The 19976-nt window shown below is 49.6% G+C and carries 14 protein-coding genes and 3 pseudogenes; 10 read left to right on the top strand and 7 right to left on the bottom strand.

All coding sequences use genetic code 11. The features are described 5' to 3' along the window. Nucleotides 1-108 precede the first annotated feature (108 nt). Nucleotides 109-1410 carry a site-specific integrase gene (locus tag TZ03_RS11475; RefSeq protein WP_082056607.1) on the bottom strand — a complete coding sequence of 434 codons (1302 nt, stop codon included), beginning with the start codon at nt 1408-1410 and terminating at the stop codon, nt 109-111. 633 nt (nt 1411-2043) lie between these two features. Between TZ03_RS11475 and TZ03_RS31505 the strand changes: the two genes are divergently transcribed. Both TZ03_RS31505 and TZ03_RS28665 read left to right on the top strand, forming a co-directional pair. Then, the gene (locus tag TZ03_RS31505; protein ID WP_236692810.1) at nt 2044-3378 is read left to right on the top strand and encodes an AAA family ATPase; all 1335 of its coding nucleotides are present in this window, start codon (nt 2044-2046) and stop codon (nt 3376-3378) included. Further along, nucleotides 3368-3964 carry an HNH endonuclease gene (locus tag TZ03_RS28665; protein ID WP_236692811.1) on the top strand — a complete coding sequence of 199 codons (597 nt, stop codon included), beginning with the start codon at nt 3368-3370 and terminating at the stop codon, nt 3962-3964. The genes TZ03_RS31505 and TZ03_RS28665 overlap by 11 nt, the downstream gene beginning before the upstream one ends. A gap of 99 nt (nt 3965-4063) precedes the next feature. On the opposite strand, the gene TZ03_RS11495 is transcribed toward TZ03_RS28665, so the two are convergent. Further along, complete coding sequence (locus tag TZ03_RS11495) at nt 4064-5806, bottom strand: ATP-binding protein (RefSeq protein ID WP_051097715.1); 1743 nt, start codon at nt 5804-5806, stop codon at nt 4064-4066. Nucleotides 5807-7170: 1364 nt separating this feature from the next. Next, nucleotides 7171-7537: pseudogene (locus tag TZ03_RS11500) on the bottom strand (histone-like nucleoid-structuring protein, MvaT/MvaU family). Between the two features lie 437 nt (nt 7538-7974). On the opposite strand from TZ03_RS11500, the gene TZ03_RS11505 reads away from it, so the two are divergent. Then, nucleotides 7975-9063, top strand: a complete 1089-nt coding sequence (locus TZ03_RS11505) for an asparaginase (RefSeq protein ID WP_051097716.1) — start codon at nt 7975-7977, stop codon at nt 9061-9063. Between the two features lie 197 nt (nt 9064-9260). Here TZ03_RS11505 and TZ03_RS31970 read toward each other — a convergent pair whose 3' ends face one another. Beyond that, nucleotides 9261-9593 (bottom strand): hypothetical protein, encoded by a 333-nt coding sequence (locus tag TZ03_RS31970; RefSeq protein ID WP_152645431.1) that lies wholly within the window; start codon nt 9591-9593, stop codon nt 9261-9263. Nucleotides 9594-9695: 102 nt separating this feature from the next. Between TZ03_RS31970 and TZ03_RS11510 the strand changes: the two genes are divergently transcribed. From TZ03_RS11510 to TZ03_RS30075, 5 genes are all read left to right on the top strand, one after another. Beyond that, on the top strand, nt 9696-10196 hold the full coding sequence (locus TZ03_RS11510) for an HpcH/HpaI aldolase/citrate lyase family protein (protein ID WP_321163306.1): 501 nt from the start codon (nt 9696-9698) through the stop codon (nt 10194-10196). A gap of 221 nt (nt 10197-10417) precedes the next feature. After that, the gene (locus tag TZ03_RS31095) at nt 10418-10588 is read left to right on the top strand and encodes a hypothetical protein (RefSeq protein WP_160297741.1); all 171 of its coding nucleotides are present in this window, start codon (nt 10418-10420) and stop codon (nt 10586-10588) included. A gap of 121 nt (nt 10589-10709) precedes the next feature. Continuing rightward, complete coding sequence (locus TZ03_RS11515; RefSeq protein ID WP_051097717.1) at nt 10710-11240, top strand: hypothetical protein; 531 nt, start codon at nt 10710-10712, stop codon at nt 11238-11240. A gap of 105 nt (nt 11241-11345) precedes the next feature. Continuing rightward, nucleotides 11346-11990 (top strand): hypothetical protein, encoded by a 645-nt coding sequence (locus TZ03_RS11520; protein WP_051097718.1) that lies wholly within the window; start codon nt 11346-11348, stop codon nt 11988-11990. A 155-nt stretch (nt 11991-12145) separates the two neighbouring features. Then, nucleotides 12146-12877: a hypothetical protein gene (locus TZ03_RS30075; protein ID WP_152645420.1), complete on the top strand. Its 732-nt coding sequence runs from the start codon at nt 12146-12148 to the stop codon at nt 12875-12877. A 33-nt stretch (nt 12878-12910) separates the two neighbouring features. Here TZ03_RS30075 and TZ03_RS31975 read toward each other — a convergent pair whose 3' ends face one another. Further along, nucleotides 12911-13069, bottom strand: coding sequence for a helix-turn-helix domain-containing protein (locus tag TZ03_RS31975; RefSeq protein ID WP_152645421.1), 159 nt, complete (start codon nt 13067-13069; stop codon nt 12911-12913). 116 nt (nt 13070-13185) lie between these two features. Beyond that, nucleotides 13186-16608, bottom strand: a complete 3423-nt coding sequence (locus TZ03_RS11525; protein WP_051097719.1) for a hypothetical protein — start codon at nt 16606-16608, stop codon at nt 13186-13188. A 264-nt stretch (nt 16609-16872) separates the two neighbouring features. Here TZ03_RS11525 and TZ03_RS11535 point away from each other — a divergent pair. Further along, a pseudogene (locus TZ03_RS11535) lies at nt 16873-17604 on the top strand (amino acid ABC transporter ATP-binding protein). Between the two features lie 193 nt (nt 17605-17797). Then, nucleotides 17798-18205: pseudogene (locus TZ03_RS11540) on the top strand (MFS transporter); the annotation flags it as partial. Between the two features lie 597 nt (nt 18206-18802). On the opposite strand, the gene TZ03_RS11545 reads toward TZ03_RS11540, so the two are convergent. Then, the gene (locus tag TZ03_RS11545; protein WP_051097722.1) at nt 18803-19831 is read right to left on the bottom strand and encodes a Shedu anti-phage system protein SduA domain-containing protein; all 1029 of its coding nucleotides are present in this window, start codon (nt 19829-19831) and stop codon (nt 18803-18805) included. Nucleotides 19832-19976 lie beyond the last annotated feature (145 nt).

Consider the following 19976-nt stretch of genomic DNA (forward strand, 5'->3'; position numbering starts at 1 on the left):
TAGTGCCCGCGCCACCGAAATAAAGAAGATATCGCAAACTCGTGAGTGGAGTAGTCCCCTCTAGATCACAATGCTCGAAACCAAGTTGATGCTCAGATTTTGAACGCGCTACCATTTTTTCTGCAACTCTTTACATCGCTGATAGAATTCATTAGCCCACTTTTCCTTGGCCGTGTGATTCTGGACATACTTAATATAAGTCATGGTCGACCTTTCACTTGTATGGAGTAGCATATCTTTAAGCATCCCTATCACTGCTTTGAGAGTTACACCCGGCCTGTCAAGATTCTCCATCACGAAATTGGTGCCAAAGGTTGCCCTGGTCTGGTGAAACTTGAAACTGAGCTGAATCCCACGTTGCCTAGCGATATTACGAATATTCATAACTTCGGAGTTTACTGAACTGCTACTCCCGCGACCTTTGCGGCAATAAGAACGACCATTCTTGTTCAAAAAGACTAACTGCCCATCTTCTTTGTTCGCGCGCGCTGCCCGCTTAAGCCTCCTAGCTGACCTCACATAGGAGTAGAGTAAATCGTAGACGTGAGCAGGAATTGAAATATCTCCGTTCACTCCGAATTTTGTAGCGACTGGTGCATAGCCTACAGACGGCCCGACAGATAGGTAATAAAAGCTTCCATTGCCAGCGGGCCGCGCATATTTGAGGGTGAGCAGCTTCAGGTCGCAAATAGTTCCGACCCTCATGCCTGTATAAAACCCAAGAACGAGCATCAGATATACTTCCGGCGAGCAGTTCTCGAATGCAATGTCGAGAATAAGATCTTGAACATCGTAATCCAAGGGTACCAACCCATCTTCAACCCGCTGGATAATGTCTTTTGCGCCTCTGAGCTTTAGCTGCTCTTTGCTAACAGCAATGGTGCGCTCCAAACCAGCGAGATTAGCAACCTTCTCAGAAAGACTCAGCTCACCAAACATATCATTATTCATGGACAGCAAACGATAGTCCAATACTGCCTTATAAAAATTGACCGCAGTTTTACCTCTCGACTTTGCAGACCGGTAGGAGATCTCCCCTCGTTTTAACTGCCCTTGCAAGTCATGATAATAGTGAAAAAGACAGCGCTTATCTTTATTGACCAGTGGAAACCAGAACCATGTCATCCGCACCCTCTCTAGGAAGGCCATATAATGCCTTAAAGCGTAAGCTCGGCTCACCAGTGCGTCTAAGCTTAATCCACCATGCATAACCTGTAAGGCAAAGGTTGCTAGCCAAAAATTCCCTACCTCCCATGGCGTACCATTAGACCAATAGAGCTGCGGAAATCCTCTGATAACAATATCTACCGTTTTTTCGGCCCTACTTGATTGGTGAGGGATTTCAATTACTTCTCCGCCATGAACGTATATCTCTGCTGGCTTGCAATTGATAAATTTAACCGCTGCCATTTTCTACTCGACTAGAACTTCATCGCCAAAAATAAAATCATGTCCGTCTGCGAATGTCTAGTACCTGCCAATCAAGATCGAGTTCGTTACAGCGCCAAAAACTGTCACACCGTTTCCGAATTTTTTACAAGGTCAATTACATAAACCATGACAAAACGCTAAGCCCTAGATTTATCAGGAGAAAATCACTGTTAGATAATTTTCTTTAATTTGAATTCCGTCACTGTGTCAATAACACTTAGCAATTTGCGCAGTGAAAAAAACTTAAAAAAATTTCGATCAAGCCTCATGGGATCTTTCTCTCGGCTGGCTCGGCGCTGCTTGATTTGATGCGACATGGCGAGATGCTGCCCCACATTCGACCCCGTCATGCCTTCTAGAAGGCTGACGCTCTGCCGTGGTTGCATGTAAGAGGTATAGATAAACCTCCAGGGAGCAAAGCGCCAACGACGTCAGTACGAAGGTGGGTCTGTGAGGCTGAAGATGCATATGCCACTATGTGGCCAGCAACGGTGAGATTTGGCCCTCGAAGAAGGGATCATTGCCATGAGCGGGCCGTGAACGCGCTCCGCATCGATCGGGTCGGCCATAGACTAAAGAGCTATCTGAGACACAGGTATACAAGGAGCAGTAATGATAAAAAGACTTATAGATGTCCATTTCGACGGCAGGCAAGTGAAGCTAACGCCCGAAACACTCAAGCCCAACATTAAGAATTGCTATACAGTAATTGTCGGGAAAAATGGCATTGGTAAGAGTCGGCTACTCGCGGATTTGATAACGACTGGTAATTATATAGGGTGCTTCCAGAAAATTATCGCCATCTCGACAAGTCCTTTCGATAAATTTCCGAGTCAGAGGCGTAAAAGCCTAACCATGACCGGATCTTACCGGTATGTTGGTATGCGCTCGGACAGCATGTACCAATCTTCATCCTCGGTTTCGCTTATTTCCTCCGCGGCTAAAGGCTTGCTCGAAAGGCTATCCAACCCAAATGGAAGCCATGGTCTTTATTGCGTTTTCGACGCTCTCAATTTTGAACCAGTAGCGGACTTTATCTTAAAGCCTGGTTATCTGAAATCGGCCCAAAAGGACTACCACATATCGCTGGTAGAAGGAAGCAGTCTCGCTATTGAGCTGCGCAGACTTGAGCGTGAACATGGTATTCAAGTCGACGAGCGCTACTTTGAGCTTCTAGAAAATCTGCCGTTGGGTCGCCGGATAGAGGTCCTAGCTGCGATGACCAAGCTCAACAAAGTACTTGATAGGAGACGGGCTGTTGAGCTTAAAGCTGACTTCACTCAATCGACATTAATGATTGATGGCTACGCTGCCAGCAACACTATCATCAAAGCCATTCTTATATTGCTAGATGTAGGGCTGATTCGGCTAATGGATCTGGTTTTGATGAAGAAGGGTTTCGGCCAGCTGTCGCTGAAAAAGGCCAGTTCGGGGGAGCAGTGCTTGTTAGTGCTAATTCTCGGCATTGCAGGTCACATCTGCGACGATTCTCTCATTCTTATTGATGAACCGGAAATCAGTCTGCACCCTCGATGGCAAGAGGAATTTATGGAGCTGCTGACAGCTTCATTCTATGGGTACTGGGGCTGCCAATTCGTCATCGCTACCCATTCTCCGCAAATCATCGCGAGGCTTCGTGGTGACGGCTGCTACATCGCCTCTTTATCTAGAGGTGAGCTTTACGACGCTGCCGATTTCCATGACAAATCAGCCGATTTCCAGCTGGCGGAGCTTTTCGATGCTCCTGGCATCATGAACGAGTACATCTCCCGCCTGGCCTTCAACCTGCTAGCGAAGGTGAAGCATAGCAAGACGCTAGATCGCTCATCCCGTGATGACCTGAAAAGGCTGCTCAAATTCAACGAGCAGCTTGAAAGCAAAGATCCAGTCAAAGAGCTGATCCGCTCCGTGGCCATGCTGTGTGAAAGCTATGCCAATGATCAATAATCCCGTGGTGCTAAGTGAGGTGGCCCTCGACCTGATTGAGGCGAAAAAGCGCTCTGCTGATTTCTCGCACACCAGCTGGGGGGATGATGACCTTCAACCCGTGAGGCGAGAGATACGAGAGCACTACAGGAACGTGCAGCGCTTGGTGTGTGCTTACTGCCAAGGACCTGTTTGTACCCGCTCAGCCGCAGGATCTCCAATCGAACACATCGTGCCGAAGTCCCAGCATCTGACATTCATGTTTGAGCCTAAAAACCTGTGTGTGGTGTGCGCAGATTGCAACGAGTACAAATCGAACCATGAAGCGCTTGTCGACCCAGTATTGAGAGCGCCGCGGGTCAACTACCCAGAGAACCCACAACTGTTTCGCATCGTGCACCCACACCTCGATACCTATGGCGAGCACATTGGACGATTCGAAAGGCTCTACGTGGATCTGACAGAAAAAGGCGGATACACGATCTACACTTGCAACCTCAACAGGTTCTACCGAAGGTTCGGACGCTGTGATGAACTCGTCAATGATGTCGCTCTTGTCCAACAGGCTGAGCGTTTTCATGACGAGGGAATGGTTGACTTGCAGTAACTCATAAAAATCAAGAAGCCGCCGCACTCAGTATCTGGAGTGCGGCATCTCGGCGTGCTTCATGAGCGTGCTGGACTAGTTTAGTGCCGAAACTCAGCGCTAGACCTTTTCTAATTGCCATTTCAATTGACGGCGTGCCGTCGCAATAATATCTGAAAACAAGAGAAGCCTCACATTTGGCTCGATATATTGCATAGGGAAATCAGTAGATCGTCGGCCACCGATCATCAGGACAATTATCGGCTTTGATGTGTATTTTGCAAATTCATGCCGGTACTTTGTAGCTTGCTGGTAATCATTATGATTCAGTGCATGAGATGGTCTCTTAAACTCTATGAGTAGAAACTCACCATGCAAATTCTCATTCAGGAGAAGATCTGGACGATCAGAGCCAGACATTCCTTGATACTTCTCGCCTAAGTATTCTTCAACTTGTTTTTTGAGCCCTTCGTTTGAGCTGAATGCAGTATACTCAGCACCAAAGACCCAGAGTGCCTTCTCGATAGCGCGGTGAATCGTAGCCTCAAGGCAGGCCTTGTTTTCCACTAGACTTTCTAACCAGTCCAAGAAAGCGAATCGAGCTTTTGCCTGCTCCACCAGAATTGCCATGTCCGCTAGGCCGAACTGCTCCAACGCCTCAGCAACCGCGGCCACATCTGCCTTCTTCGCATCAGCAAGGTGTTCGATGACGGCCGCGTAGTCGGAGCGCTCAATGGCCTGAAGCACCACGAATGCGATCGCCTCTACCTTGTGCTCCGGCTCGTCGTAGTACTTGTCCAGGACCTTCTTGATGGCCTGCTCGGCAAACTGACGCTTGTGCTCAGGGAGCTTTGACATGCTCAAGTTCAGCGCCTTCTTCAACCTGGCGTGTGCGAGCTGCATCTCCTGAGCATGAGATTGATGAAGCGCCTCTTTTACCGTCTGCTGGACGTATTCAGCGACCCGCTGGTAACTCTCGCTGTTCTCGATCACTGAATCCCAGCCAGCCGTGATGTACTCTTTCAAGCCATCAGCCCTGATCTCTCCATACAGCTTACGCAGCAGCTTCGGAGGCACGTCGTCGCACCCCTCCAGCCCAAAAAAGCCGGGTTTGCCGACGGCCTTGCCATCAACGAGCAGCGTAATGCCTGGCTCTCGTAAACCCGTCTTTTTGTTGCTGATGGAAAAACGTAGCGCTACATCGCCTGCTGATGGCAGCGACTCGGTTTCTTCCTTATAAGTCCCTTCGAGATCATCAATCCCTAGCGGCTTTCCATTGATGATGATGGCGAAGCCAGACTGCCGGCCATACTCCTTGATCAGCTCTTGTCGGAGCTGTACCGGGTTTGGGTAGCTGAGTCCTTGCCTGAGATGCGTGAGCTGGATCGATGTGCCGTGCACACCTTCCTCGCAGTTGGAAATACTCAGTTCGATTGGAAGGTGTTCGATGTCAGCTGCTTGCTGGAGACTATCGACGCTCAGGGTAAATGAAGCGGACTGGCCACGGGCACTGGTGGTCAAGGTCATGACTGATGCAGCCATCAGCCCGGCGAATTTACCGATGCCTTTCCTGCCTTTGATGAGCCTCTGCTTTCCGAGAGTGCGCTCGCCTCGCCGCAGGCGTGAGTCGGAGGCGATCTTCATGTACTGAGATTTCAGCTCGATCACTGTCATGCCATTGCCGTTATCACTTACGACTATGGGGTGATCGCTCAAGGGCTCTGGAAGGACGATGACGACCTCTTCAGCATCGGCGTCCCACGCATTATCTACCAGCTCTTTCAGAGCCTTTTCTGTTGATGAATACCCCTGCCCTAGCAGTGTGGCTAAGCGCGCATCAACCTGGAAATTGGCTTGCTCCATGACTCATCCCTGGATCCAATCAAGGATGGCAATTTAATATCGTTGAGGCCAAGTGTCACTAGCCCCCGACCAGAATCAGGGGCGGGGGCGGGTCTCCCCTAACGAAAATAGGGTTTTCGCTGAGCACATCGGCGCGGAACAGTGGCCGACACGCTCCGTCCCTTTCAGCCTTCGATTGGAGGGCATAGTGAGTACAACTCAGTACACTAAACCCCCACACTGGGCAGATTGGTCAGCCACCAATACGGTTTCGGGGCATTGCGGCTACTTTCTGCCGAAATCGAGACACTACCCCATATCCGCTTCCGCTTCACATCCCATGATACAGAGCCAATTTCTCACTAATTCCCTGAGCATAATTGCAGTCATAGGCTTATTTTTCGAACGCTTACTATAAAATAGCAAGTCTCCAGGATTGAGGTTAGCAAACTTAATCCAATCTCTTAGCCAATTGTAGATGTACAGGGAGGGGGCCGCATTGCGCGACTTGACAACTTCGGCGAAATAGCCGTCTTGGTCCCTTTCTGCTGAAACACTGGCCCACACTATCTGATTTTAGCGATACCCGTCAGACAAGAGAGCCACCAAGGCGGGCCCCATCAAATCACTCGTATCTTTGAAGTGCAATAGCAACCTATCGCACTGCTCCTTGGAAAAAGGTTGTACATTCTGCACCACGACTGCGGATCGCGTCATCATGGCGATTCCCCTGAGCGATTTTTGTCCTCCAAGCTTAAGCCTTCAATCTAAAATCGCAAGACTTCAGCGCCAAAAAAAATATTATCCAGACAAAAGAAATCGGCCCAATTAATGCTTGAGTTTATGTCACTTACCATCTCTGCAATTTTAGCTTACTATTATATCTTCAGGGCACTTCTTCCGCTGCATGACAATCACAATGCGCCCGAACTAAAATTGCACCCGCAAAATATAACTTGACACCCCAATCCATCTGTAGCTGCATGAAACGCGAAGATACACATAACTCTCAACGAAGTGCGGGGAATGACTCATGGGGCAAGACATAAATGCTTGGTATACTGAAGCCATAAAAATTTATGGCCATGTCGGCATCCGGGCGATTTAATTTTCCTGAGACCGATATGTCTATTAGACAACACATGAATCACATCAGTCAGAATATGACCCAATACTACATATCCAGACCCCTTGGCGTCTGCCCACATGACACCGATGAGAAGCTAGAATAGTTCGAAATTATTGATCGCAATGAATATCGCGACTAAGCCCTCGCGAGGCTCTCCTTGATGGACCCGCTTCGCGTAATTTAGCCAAGGCCGCTCGGAGAGTAAGTGCGGCAGCCTTGGTTTGAATGCCAAGGCCAATATTGCACTGACGCGGGATCAGCGAGTTAGCCAAGACTCAACAACATGAGCGCTGTGCTCTTGCTTCCACTGCTTGAGGAGGCGATGGTTGCCACCTTTGGTCTCGATCAGCTCACTTGTGAGGATTCTTGTAGATCTTAACCTCCCGCGGCTTGCGTTGAGTTACCTTAGACGCTGCTACAGCAGGCGTTCGGTGAGAAGCTTGAGGATCCAGAATGTTGATGACGTCGCGCAAGCTGTAGCCATAGCTTTCAAGCAAGCCACGGAGTTTTTTCTCAAACTCCATCTCTTTTTTAAGCCCAACATCGTTTTTCATACTTTCCAGCTCTGCGAGCTGGGCGGCCAAATTACGCTCAAGCTTACGAAACTCTGCAAGTCTAGACATCGAAACTGCTCTTCCTGATGAGTAGAACGTCATGTTAGTCGTTTTACTATTCTGCTGCACCCTCTCTGACCCTGGAAATATGAACCAAGCCTCTCGCAGTAGCTGGAGGGTATCGCTTCACATTAGGTGTTCTCGATGATCATCCTTCTTTTTCGATTTCTAGGTTCGCCTGCCTTACCTCCCAGAAGCAGCTCATGTACGGGTGACGGGTCATCAGGTCTCCCATATGCAGGCTGCCTCGGGAAACCGAACATGAACCCAGCCGAACGTTCGACGTTCCGGATGACCTGAGGACTCCGTCCTATCTCGGCCCCCCGGGAAAGCCCGCAAAATAGGGTCGTCTACAATTCTGTAGCGCAAGGCAGGCACTGGTATGGAATCTGCTTCGTGGTTGGCGCAATACAGCTACCAATCTCATCAGGAAGAGAGACAAAACAATGAATGCTGCTTTGAAAACCTTCGCACCCAGCGCATTGGCGCTCCTGCTTATCCTGCCAACCGCGGCTTCCGCTAAAGAGGCTGAAACTCAGCAGAAACTGGCCAACGTTGTCATCCTCGCCACCGGCGGTACCATTGCAGGTGCCGGCGCAAGTGCTGCTAACAGTGCTACTTACCAGGCCGCTAAGCTTGGCGTCGAAAAACTCATTGCCGGTGTCCCGGAGCTAGCTGACCTCGCCAACGTTCGTGGCGAGCAGGTGATGCAAATTGCATCCGAGAGCATTACGAATGATGACTTGTTGAAGCTTGCTAAGCGCGTCTCTGAATTGGCCGACAGCAGCGACGTCGACGGTATCGTTATCACCCACGGTACCGACACCCTGGAGGAAACCGCCTACTTCCTCAACCTGGTGGAGAAGACCGACAAGCCGATCGTCGTGGTTGGCTCAATGCGGCCAGGTACGGCCATGTCCGCTGACGGCATGCTTAACCTGTACAACGCCGTGGCTGTGGCCAGCGATAAGCAGTCCCGCGGCAAGGGCGTGCTGGTTACGATGAACGACGAAATTCAGTCCGGCCGCGATGTGAGCAAGTCGGTCAACATCAAGACCGAGGCGTTCAAGAGCGCTTGGGGCCCGATGGGGATGGTTGTGGAAGGTAAATCCTACTGGTTCCGTCTGCCGGCCAAGCGCCACACCACTAATTCAGAATTCGACATCAAGCAGATCAGCGCACTGCCCCAGGTCGACATCGCCTACAGCTACGGCAACGTGAGCGACACTGCGTATAAAGCATTGGCTCAAAGCGGCGCTAAGGCGATTATCCATGCAGGCACCGGCAACGGCTCCGTATCGTCTCGGGTCGTGCCAGCCTTGCAAGAACTGCACAAGAACGGTGTGCAGATCATTCGCTCGTCCCACGTCAACCAGGGTGGTTTCGTGCTGCGCAACGCAGAGCAGCCGGACGACAAATACGACTGGGTGGTGGCGCATGACCTAAATCCGCAGAAGGCGCGGATCCTGGCTATGGTCGCTATGACGAAAACTCAAGACAGCAAAGAGCTTCAACGAATCTTCTGGGAATACTGACTACCGGTGCGAAGGTGAAGCGCTTCCGCGCTCCACCTTCCCGATAAAGAAGCGAAGAAGCCGATCCCGATGGCAGGAAAAATCAATGTGTGACAACGTGCCACGCTAGCTTGCACCCGACATTATCAGATGCCTCGCTTTAGCATTTGCTGGTCAGTTGTTGATTACATCGTCCCGATCAGAATTTGGCTGATCTTTCAGTCCTTGGTACGAACCAGATCAATCCCCTCCCACTTCCCCGCGCGCCACAGATCCTCCACGACTTCAGGGATCAGCGCGAGAATGGCTTCGGCCGAGGCGCTAAAAGGGGTGGATGTGGGCCAACAAGTACTGGCGGTGCGACTCATACCAGGCTCGGTAATACGGGGAATTGGCGGTCGCCGATCATTGTCCCAGCCCGCTAAAGCTAAGGCGGGAAGAATGGTACAAGCGGAGGACCCCGCTGCGATGCTTAGCATGAGTGGCAGAGAATCGATATCGGCGATCACGTTCAGCGGCACCTCATGCCGTTCAAACGTTCGCTCAATCAGTAGTCGTAAACCAACTGATCACTGGGTGCGACAATCGGAACGTTGCCCAGAAGTGCCAATGGACACTCCTCTCTCTCCGGCAGATCTAGACCTGCGTTATTCGTGCCGGGCAGCCGACCAGAGCGCTTCGTAAAAGCACTGGGGAGCGGAGCTGACGTGATTATCGTAGATTTCGAGGATGCCGTCGAGGAACACCTCAAAGCACAAGCACGAGAGAACTTGGCTGTATTCCTCAACGCGAATCCTAGAACGTCAGTGGTTGTGCGCATCAACGCCGCTGAGCATCCCATGCACGCCGAAGACCTCCAGTTCTGCGCAAAACATGACGCAGTTGCAGCGGTGCTATTACCTAAAGCTGAAATCGCAGCGCAAGTGCAGGCCGCATCAGAATGCAAGAAACCGATCTGGCCTTTGATCGAAAGCGCGGCGGGTCTCATGAACCTTGATGCGATCGCCAGCGTAAGCGGCGTACATCGCCTCACATTTGGAGCCCTCGATTTGGCACTGGATCTAGGGGTTCGAGCTGCGAGTCCTGCTGTTTATCGGATATTCGATCAGGTTCGCTACCAACTGCTCATCAGTAGCTCACTCAACCAGCTCTAAATGCCTCTCGACATGGTCTTCGCCAAAAGGCCCAGGAGGTGATCAACCAATGGGCCCAGTGTCCAATGTGGTTTTTCACCGGGCCCACAAGGGTTATATTCATTCGGTCGAGTTGGCAGCGGCGATGGGCCCAGGGAATGGGCAGTCTTTTTGCTTGGAGGGCGAACTCGCTGTGGTGCAGCCCGACGCATCGCAGACAATTCAAAAAAGAATGCGTGCCGATGAAACTTGAAACACACATACTCGCCGAATGGACCCAGAACAACGAACCGGCGTTGCAGAAGCGTCTCTGCCAGGTCCTGATCCAGACGATTGTCAAAGGCGTGCTTCAGGCTGGTGCACGCATGCCTGCGACCCGCATCCTTTCGGATGCAATTAGGATGCTCTCTTAACACCGTACGTATCGCCTACGATCAGCTCTTTGCCGATGGTTACCTCGCTTCAAGTGAACGTGCCGGCACCTTCGTAAATATGCAACTGCCACATTTGCGACTCCGCCAGTCTATTGAGGCATTGGACGACAACGACTTCGATCCTAGACTTTCCAGCTACGGCGCAGCGCTGGATGCTTTTCCCGTCCCAGGCTCGTCGGAGTTAAAGGCATTCTGGCCTCACGAGACCGATGCTCGCGAATTCCCTTTCAAATCTGTGATTCGTCTGTTCTCCCGTTACTGGCGCTCCAGCCGTGAGGGAGTACTACGCAACCATGATCCTGCTGAGTATTTGCCTCTTCGTAGAGCAATCGCAGGCTTCGTCTTGGCGCAACGAGGTATCCTCTGCGACCCGTCACAGATAGTTGTCTGCAATGGCACGGCGGCCAGTTTCGATCTGCTGATCAGGCTACAGGTAGACCGAGATGACAAGGTTTGGGTCGAGCATGGCAACACCTCCAATGCTGGTACTTCGATCTACATGGCGGGTGGGCAATCAATCGTCGTCCCCATGGATGACCAAGGCCTGATTGTCGAGGAAGGCATTACGCGCTTTGACAAGGCACGCATGACCGCTAACGACCCTTGCTGCCATTCGTGCGGCCAAGAATGACTACAAATCAGCGCCACGCAGAGGGCTATGATGTTAAAATGATTGCGCCGCAGATATGCTGAAGATAAATTGGTACGGATATCAAATGGGCAAGGATAGTACACGATGGAAACTAAACAGCTGATTGCACATGACAGCTACTTTGGTTATGCCGGCGAGCCACTGCACCTGTGTTTTGATAGACTCACACTCCGGCATGACAGCGTGAAAGTAGTTTTGGATAAGCTTCCTTATCTAAAATCTTCAGTTACGGGACAGGTATTCTTTACCGCTCCAGCCGTCCATATAATTGAAACAGAAGTGACCCATGCCAAATCCCAAGGCAAAGAAAAAACCACGATAAATCAGTTTGTAAGATTTAATCGTAGAAAACTCCCTATTGCAAGCGATACAAACTTTAAGTACTCTCTTGTAGAACATTTCTTTATACCAGGACTGATCAGGAATATACCTTCGGACGGATACTTAACTCCTGTATATTTCAATCAAGACGTGCTGATCAAGTTCGAGTACAGTGGAAGCTGCGACCTACTAAGATCGACACCTACCTCCGGCCTCATAACTACCAAGGATAACGTCCAGGTTCCATATGGAATTAACTCGTCTGGCAGCGTGGTGATGTGGTTGGGAGATATCGTCAATCTCTCGGAAAAAGAGCATCTATATCTTTACTCCGAAAACATTGACCCTCAATACGACTTGCACTCGGATTTTTACCGAAACCAAATCCTAGGGGAATGGCTTGGCTGAATCTCGTTTTTGAGAACTATTCTCCAAAGCACTTAGCTTGTTTCTGCGGTTCTTGATTGACAGGAAGCGGTCAATATTCGCTCATCGCTAATCACAGCTTCTGACCGTTTTCTGCCAGTAAACACGACACACAACACTCACCATTAAGGACATCAATGCTTTTCCCCCACGAAATAATAAGAACCATTGTCGAGTGCGCACACTGGGCTGACAGATTGATTAGATCTGACCTAATAATTGGAGAGGTGGTTAGTGAAACAGATTACACATCAAACTTTACTGGAGCGTTTCGTCGCGAGATAAATTCCAGACACATTGAAGACTTGACGGCAAAAATACAAGTTTTGAATCCAGCTTCTGAACGTAAATACGGAGCAGATGGGTGCATAATTCTACAAAACAAGACCCATTTCAAAGTTGGGCTTTTCGAAGCCAAGTGGCCACGCCTTAAAACCCAAAGAAATGCATGGGACTCCATCCAAAAGTCATCAGGAGACTCGCACTTTCATTCGCAACTTTCGAGGCAGCGACCGCATTCAAGATATGCTGCCATCTGGGAGATGTTTTACTCAGAATTCCCATTCTTCGATCAGCCGCCAGGCTTTCCAAATGAAGGATCCGCATGTCTGTGGCACTCCGATGCGTTTGCAGCTTCAGTCTCAAGGCCTAATATAGCTATGCCTTGGAATGATACAGAATTGCTCAACGCCCTCGACGCTAAGGGCACGAACATTGCCGACATCATCGAGAAGATTTGCTTGTGTTTAGCAGGAACCTCTATGCCACTCAGCCAGTTCTCATACACCTTTCCAGATGGTGCTGCGCCTCATAGTGCTTTAGTTATTACTTACGGCGGCAAACCCTTCCACTCTGAGAGGTTTGACTGATTCGAAATCGCAACTGGTGGCTAACGTGGCGTCCTAAATAGACCGCGTACGGGGAGCCGCTAAAGCGCGATAGACGGTTGCTCGGTGTATACCAAAAATTTTGGCAACTTCTGCGATGGGTTTACCTGTGCCCCGAGCCCAGACAGACTGGTAACAAGCAGCGGCTGGATGCGGACCAGGTGCGTCATGCACGAGGTGGAGGCTTAACCCCGCTGGGCATTTTCAGCGAAGCTGGTAACCGTACGACGCTTAGGCAAATCGTGCAAAGGGTTTCCGGCTGTCGCCCATCTGGTTGGAGTTATCATCCATCACCATTTGTAGAAATGTCCCTGCCACCATCCAATGATGAAATTTCTAATCCTCAACACAGGAAGGTCACGGAGTTCCAGCAGTTTTCCCTTACCACCAGGTATCAGGATCAGCCGGTCTAGCAGCATCGCCGTAGCTTTCATTGCCTTAGCAGACGGAAATGCATCCCCATGACTGATTGCCAGCATGTTCTCAACCGCCAGATCATACCTAGGATTATAGTCGAGCACCCACCGAGCCAATACGAACTGGAGGATCAACTGATAGTGACTCTCCAGCTCTGCACCAGGCCCTCCAATAAAACCGCATAAGGTTGAGAGCTGAGAAAGATCAGTACTCGTATCAGTCTGATAGACGTAATCCAAAAGGATCGGACCGACAGATACGAATTGATGCTTACGCTCCGCAATACCCAGAACAGCGCGGGCATACAAGTCTCGCGAGATTATCCCTCGTTGCGCCAACACATTTATAACGACCTGAAGCCATACTCCGTCTGTGACTTTATAAAGGTGCGCAGCAAACCCTCTGGAATAGGAGTCCTCTGAAATAAATAGAGCCCCTCGATCCTTGGCTATGAAATATGGAGAAATTGACCCAGCGTTCGTTTCGACTAGCTTGCCAGTTAACTCATCCAAGCTCATAGGAAAGTTATGCTCAACAACCTCGCAAACTTCTTGAATTTTGGTGACAACCTGGACCAAATTCGAATGGCCAGACCCTACGGCGCCAAGAAAATCCGTTTTATCCACAGACATCATCTGCAATGCCTGTAATGTATTGTGCGAAACGATGACACTACCGAAGAACTCTTTAAGCGCATCCAGGATGCCAAGCTCAACTACAACCTTCGCAGCATAAGTATCTAGGATTGCTGATCTTCCCTGATAGCTCTCGATTAACTGCATCGCATCTTGTCGTTCTTCTTTAGTACCTACACAGGTGCTAATCATCCCACTTCTAGATCGAACAAGATCGTACACATCAAAAATGCCCTTCTTGCTCAATCCCGAAGCAATTTCGAGAGGCATGCTCTTCTCAAGAATCTCACCGAATAGCACATCATCCCATTCGTTTTGCCGCTGAATGAGAGCAAGCAGCGAGTCGATATTGTTATTTTCAACCTGTAGAGACCACAATCCGCCCGCCGTCGGGAACCGGGTTTCGTATGTCTGGCACACATCGTGGAAGGCGTGGAGATAAGGGTGCTTTACCTCTTCGAGCCTCCATACAATATCGCCTTGCAGCTTTTGCTGGGTAAATTCGTAGCCAACGGCTTTCCCCCATACCTGCTGAGTGTAAAAATCTACCTTCTCTGGAGATAGCTCCAGAAGATCCTCAGTGCCGGGTTCAACCGTCTTCTCAATTGCCTTACCCTCTGACGGCACAAGGCGGTAGTGGCAGCCGTTACCAACAACCGTCACGGCATCTAAAATGGCATCCTTCTCGACCATGATGAAAGTGCCAAAATAACCCAGAGCAACTGGTGCGGAGTCAGGATGGTCGACCCACAATTGATAGGCTTCTGCTAGAGCCTTCTCTCCTTGCCCGATTGACGCACGCAGCCTCGCGACATGCATTAGCTGCTCAGGGGCGCCATCTAAAGCATCAACGTCATACGTATCAAAAAGCTTTTTCAATGCAACTATATCATGGCTTAATTTTGCAATATCACACAGCACAACAAAGGCGAATAAATCCTCTCCACCTTCACTTAGATATTTTTCAACCAGAGGCACGGCGCGCGCAAAATCATTACGCTTGTAGTAAAAAACGCCAGCCAGAAGCTCGAACCCGCGCGGATTCGGGGTAATATATTTTTCAAAAAAAGCGACAGCCTCTGCTCTTATCGGGTGCTCATTGAGGAAACCCAACGCGAGCATGTGTTTTAGCTCATAACTTTCACTGGCAGCAGGATGCGGCTCAAGACGCGTCACAATCTCCCGCCACAGCATGAGGAAGCGTACAAGCTTCATGTAGTGAAAAAACTCAATGTCCTCAGTTCGTTCTGTCACGCGACCATAACCATACTCATGAGCCATCTTCGCGATTGAGGGAATTTTGCTGGCCGCAGAAAACTCAAACAGAAGCAACCGCCCCCGGCTGTCCAGCTCGCAGCTAGTGAGAAGATTTGACAACTGATCTTTACCACGAGCCTGGCCGACAGAAGCTCTTGCTATATACACCGCTACTCGGGCATGAGTTGAAAATTTCTCATCGAACTTTTCAAAGCTATAGTCTTGAACGTTGCTCAGGCTCTGCCAGTCCTTCCTAGCCAGCTTATTTAGGAGTTGGAGCTTTTTTGCATTAACTGGATCAGCTACTTTTTGTACAGCCTGCTCGAATAACTCTGACTCTTGAAGATCGATCAAGCTCTGAGCAGTTGTCTCAACAATCTGCTGATCATCGGCCAGTTCAGCCAACACGTACGAGCACTCTTTTATCAGGGCATCTACGTTATTAGTTAGCTTGTAGAGAATCAGTAGGTTTTGAATATTCTGGAGGTCGCTGGCATGCGCAACTCTGTCGCTTTCCTTAAATTCTTGCCAGTCTGCGGAGATATAATCAGCAGCCGTCGTCAATTCATTCACTTCTTCCTGGGTGAAAGTAAAGCCATTGGCAGTTTGACGATTATCCACATAGTGATGGAGGATACCCATAGCGATCAGGTTTTTGACCTGTGCATCATCTGGGTATTCCTTAAAAAACGCTTGAGCCAGCTCTCTCCAACCTTCAACTCGCTGCGACGCCAACAAGTGGATATGCGCAATACGAACACCTTGATTCAATCGAAGGCGCTCGCTGAACTGCCCAAATGGATCTACAAAACCGCTTGCATTCTGATATTTTATACGAACAGCTTGTAAAATAAATCCTGCTAAAATATCGTTATCTGGGTACTCAAGAATTTTATCGTATCCGTATTCCAGAGCCGCATCACAGTCTTCCTTTAGGATATAGGCCAGAGCCTTGAACGCAATTGCCCGCTTGTCTTCTGGTGCGTAAGTACAAGCTTCGAGCAGAAGTGTTGGAGCCTTCGCGAAATTTCCTAACTGATACTGACAAAGCGCAATATTCGCCTTGATTCGGAACAGCAAAATATCGCCTAAATTATTTTTTTGATCAACTAGAAGCTTTTCAAATGACTCTAAAGCGTGCTTGACAGCCCCAGAGTTCATTTGCTCACGATAGTGATCAACTTGACGATCAAACTCCGTCTGGAGTTCCCCTGCGACCCCTTGTGCCAATGCTGCGTATTGGGCCACATTCGACTTACTAACTGCCTCAGTAATCGTTTCAACGTCGTTGATTATCACCGGAGCACTGTTTGGCCCATTGATAGCAACACTGGAGTTGTTCGCTTCGACGTTGGTGGAGCCAGGCTTCCCTGCCAGACGATTAAAGATATCCCTTAGATTCACTATGGTTTCTCGTTCCGATGATTAATCGTGATATTGCCGGAATTTTTTCCGTTAACCGCAGCAGAGCCGTTGTCTGCCTTCACATTCACATTTCGCTTCCGTACAAATTTAAAGGTCACGAAAAACACCAAGCACAACACAACTGCGCCCCCAAGGATCAACTCGGGATTCTCAGCCAGGGAGAAACTCATACCAATGCGCCTCCAATCGCTATTAGGATCTTAATCGTACCGCATGGAGTAGCCATGTGCCATTCGTGACCGCTTGGTAGCTGCGCTAGCCTGCACGATTGCTGGTCTTTGGGCGAGTAGCCTGCACGACATCGATCTGGAAGTACAAAAAGGTCAGGTCCTGGCGCTGATCGGCCCCTCTGGGTCGAAAAAATCGACATTGGTTCGCTGCATCAATCTGCTGTAGGCCTACCAGCAAGGCACTATCGAGGTTGATGGCATTGAGGTGAAGGAAGGCAAGAACCTGTCCAAGGTGCGCGCTGAAGTGGGCATGGTGTTCCAGCAGTTCAACCTGTTCCCGCACATGAGCGCTCTGCGCAACGTCGCTACCGCCCCAGTGCGGGTACGAGGACTGAGCTGGGCCGAGGCCGAGAAAAAGGCCCAGGCACTGCTTGGGCGTGCCAGGCTTGGACAGCACTCCCACAAACGCCCTTCGCAACTGTCCGGCGGCCAACAACAACGCGTAGCGATCGCCCGTGCTCTGGCCATGGAGCCGGAAGTTCTGCTGATCGACGAACCCACCTCTGCATTGGACCCTGAAATGGTCGGCGAGGTACTCGACGTAATTCGTAAAGTCGCCGAAACCGGCGTGACGATGCTCATTGTCACCCACGAAATGTCGTTCGCCCGGCAGGTTTCTGACCGAGTCATCTTCATGGAGCAGGGTCGCATCGTCGAGGACTCGCCACCCGAGGAGTTCTTCGGTCATCACCCGCGGTCGGATCGGGCGCGCCTGTTCATTCGTGCCGTTGCACGTGGCTATTAGGAAGTGGGCGGTACAACCGAAGATCCGAATCCAATGCAGAACGTGCAAGGTAGCACTTGATTCAACGGCCCTTACGAAGAGTCGTGGGGGTCAAGCGTTACCGATAACGGTTGGTGCAGCAGCTTAACGGAGCCAGGGACAGCTCCGAGGATGCCCAGTACGTGATCGGCCTTTATGAAGTACTGGAGATCGCATGACCAATAACAACATTTCTGTCGAAGACGTCCCTCTCAACAACTTCCACCGTCTGCTGATTCTTTGCTCTGGTGGCGGGTCGGTAGTCGACGGCTACATTCTCAGTATCGTAGGTGTTGTCATGTTGCAAATGACAAGCCACCTGCAACTTGATTCATTTTGGCAAGGTATGATTGGAGCCTCGGCTCTGATCGGTATTTTCTTTGGCGGATTCATTGGTGGTTGGCTTACTGATCACTTGGGCCGCAAGCGGGTTTTCTTCGTTGGCCCAACCATTTTTGTCATCGCGTCGATTGCCCAATTCTGGGTCGAGAGCGCCCCAGCAGCTGGCACTTACCTGGTACCTGCTTCACTACAATCGATTGGCATTGCAAACACCATGCTAGCGGCTGCACTGGTCACCTTCTTCGGTCTCATTGTTGCCTGGTTCATGGCGCCTGAGACTGGCTCCATGAAGCTGCGCCAGGCTTCATCCCTCAGCTGAAGACTGCACCGGCTGAGAGCCCGTCACGCAGGTAGCATGCTGGGCTCTCAGCCGTAAATAGCAGCAACAACCGTTGCGATAAGCTGATGACATGCGAGAAAGATTGCTCGGGGCAAAATGCGAAACTCGCACATTCCACATTGCCTATACCGATTTGCAAGTGATCGAGGATTTACGCGAACGTAGCTTATGTCGCTGTCTTGACTGAACGAACGTATCCTGATTTCGCTACCAAACACGTTGTACACCCTGACCACGGATCTAAACGCTCCGGCATGCCTAGCCATGCGGCACCGGAGTATAGTGACCTGAACACCCCATCGAACATAGGTCGGCCTTTACAGTGAGGCCGCCCCCGACGCTGGGGTTCGGAGACGATATTGGAGACCACATCCCAGGTCTAATCCAAGATTTCGTAACGCATTGCTGTCACAGAACTCCTTTCCGCTGGTGAACATTGTCAAGTAATTATAAGCACATTTCCATCAACAAAAAACCCAACATCTGTCTGCTAGCATATCAGACTTGGTTGAAGGTGGAAAATTGATGATACAACTCATCGAAAGTCACTATAGTTACATGCGCAGCCACAGCCTGCCGCTGAACCTCAAACGCTTTTAGTTTCTCCTCATCGCCACCCAAACTTTCTAAATCGCCAACAATCACATAACACCGAGGTGAAAACACCTCAAATACACTTTTACTTTTATATGCCTTAGCATAAAAAGTCTTCATTAATTCATTTTTTTGATTTATAACCTGACTAATCGTTCCAGACAATTCGGTAGAAAGTGGAAAGGTGTTACGATAGCTTGCCCCTAGCAGTTTTGTTCCAGGCGTTTTGATCTCAAGCAGAGTTACATTATTATTTATTCCATCTATCAGAGCAAAGTCTGAACGCCTGCCTCCTTTGCCCTCAACATCTGTACTACCAACATGAAATTCGCGCTGTAAAAATACAGCATGGCCACCTATTAGCCTTTCGAGAATGCCTTTGCGAGCAGATAGCTCTTCCTGCCAAAAGCCCTCATCACTCTCTTTATCTTTAAAAGAGTTCTTCCAAACCGAAATCGCAGAAGCTATGTCTTCTGAATAGATACCTCTTTTTATCAAAGGCACCACATCCTTCTCCAGAAGCATTGTATTAATATCGGCAAAAGCCCTAATACAAAGAGCAGCAAATTCCTTTGCCTCATCATCCAAATAGTTCTCCTGCATATACTCCTTCAACCTATTGATGCTGTTGCGTGCATCATTCCCAGTAGCTATTGCCCTCTCAAACTCGGCATCGGTTTCAAATAATTTATTCAAGCGTTCGAGATCAGGATTTTCTCCAAGAGCAGACCTTACTGTTCTCTGCTGCTCTTCCTCAATAGACTCAAGGTGTTCATTCAAACTTGCTTCCATATCCCCCTCGGGATCAAAGTGCTCCGAAAGCTTAAATGCTAGAGCATCACTGATCTGATGTGCATCCGTTGTGGTTGCTAAACGGAGATCTCGTGCGAGTTTTAATGAGTGCATCACCTTCTCAAACTCATCGTCAGTCATACCAACTCCAGAATCTTTAAGTTCACATGCCCACACATAGGCCATACTAAATCAAGAGACCCACTATAAAATACAACCAACAGCCATGGCTAGCGGATCTGACAATCAGCTGATTTCTACAAAAAACGTAAAGAACCTCGCCTTA

The organism is Pseudomonas sp. 10-1B (assembly GCF_000935045.1).
In the GTDB taxonomy this organism is placed as follows: Bacteria; Pseudomonadota; Gammaproteobacteria; order Pseudomonadales; family Pseudomonadaceae; genus Aquipseudomonas.

Bases quoted from the DNA above. Each gene is read 5' to 3' on its own strand.
- TZ03_RS11475 (WP_082056607.1), bottom strand. From the start codon at position 1,410: ATGGCAGCGGTTAAATTTATCAATTGCAAGCCAGCAGAGATATACGTT.
- TZ03_RS31505 (WP_236692810.1), top strand. From the start codon at position 2,044: ATGATAAAAAGACTTATAGATGTCCATTTCGACGGCAGGCAAGTGAAG.
- TZ03_RS28665 (WP_236692811.1), top strand. From the start codon at position 3,368: ATGATCAATAATCCCGTGGTGCTAAGTGAGGTGGCCCTCGACCTGATT.
- TZ03_RS11495 (WP_051097715.1), bottom strand. From the start codon at position 5,806: ATGGAGCAAGCCAATTTCCAGGTTGATGCGCGCTTAGCCACACTGCTA.
- TZ03_RS11505 (WP_051097716.1), top strand. From the start codon at position 7,975: ATGAATGCTGCTTTGAAAACCTTCGCACCCAGCGCATTGGCGCTCCTG.
- TZ03_RS31095 (WP_160297741.1), top strand. From the start codon at position 10,418: ATGAAACTTGAAACACACATACTCGCCGAATGGACCCAGAACAACGAA.
- TZ03_RS11520 (WP_051097718.1), top strand. From the start codon at position 11,346: ATGGAAACTAAACAGCTGATTGCACATGACAGCTACTTTGGTTATGCC.
- TZ03_RS30075 (WP_152645420.1), top strand. From the start codon at position 12,146: ATGCTTTTCCCCCACGAAATAATAAGAACCATTGTCGAGTGCGCACAC.
- TZ03_RS11545 (WP_051097722.1), bottom strand. From the start codon at position 19,831: ATGACTGACGATGAGTTTGAGAAGGTGATGCACTCATTAAAACTCGCA.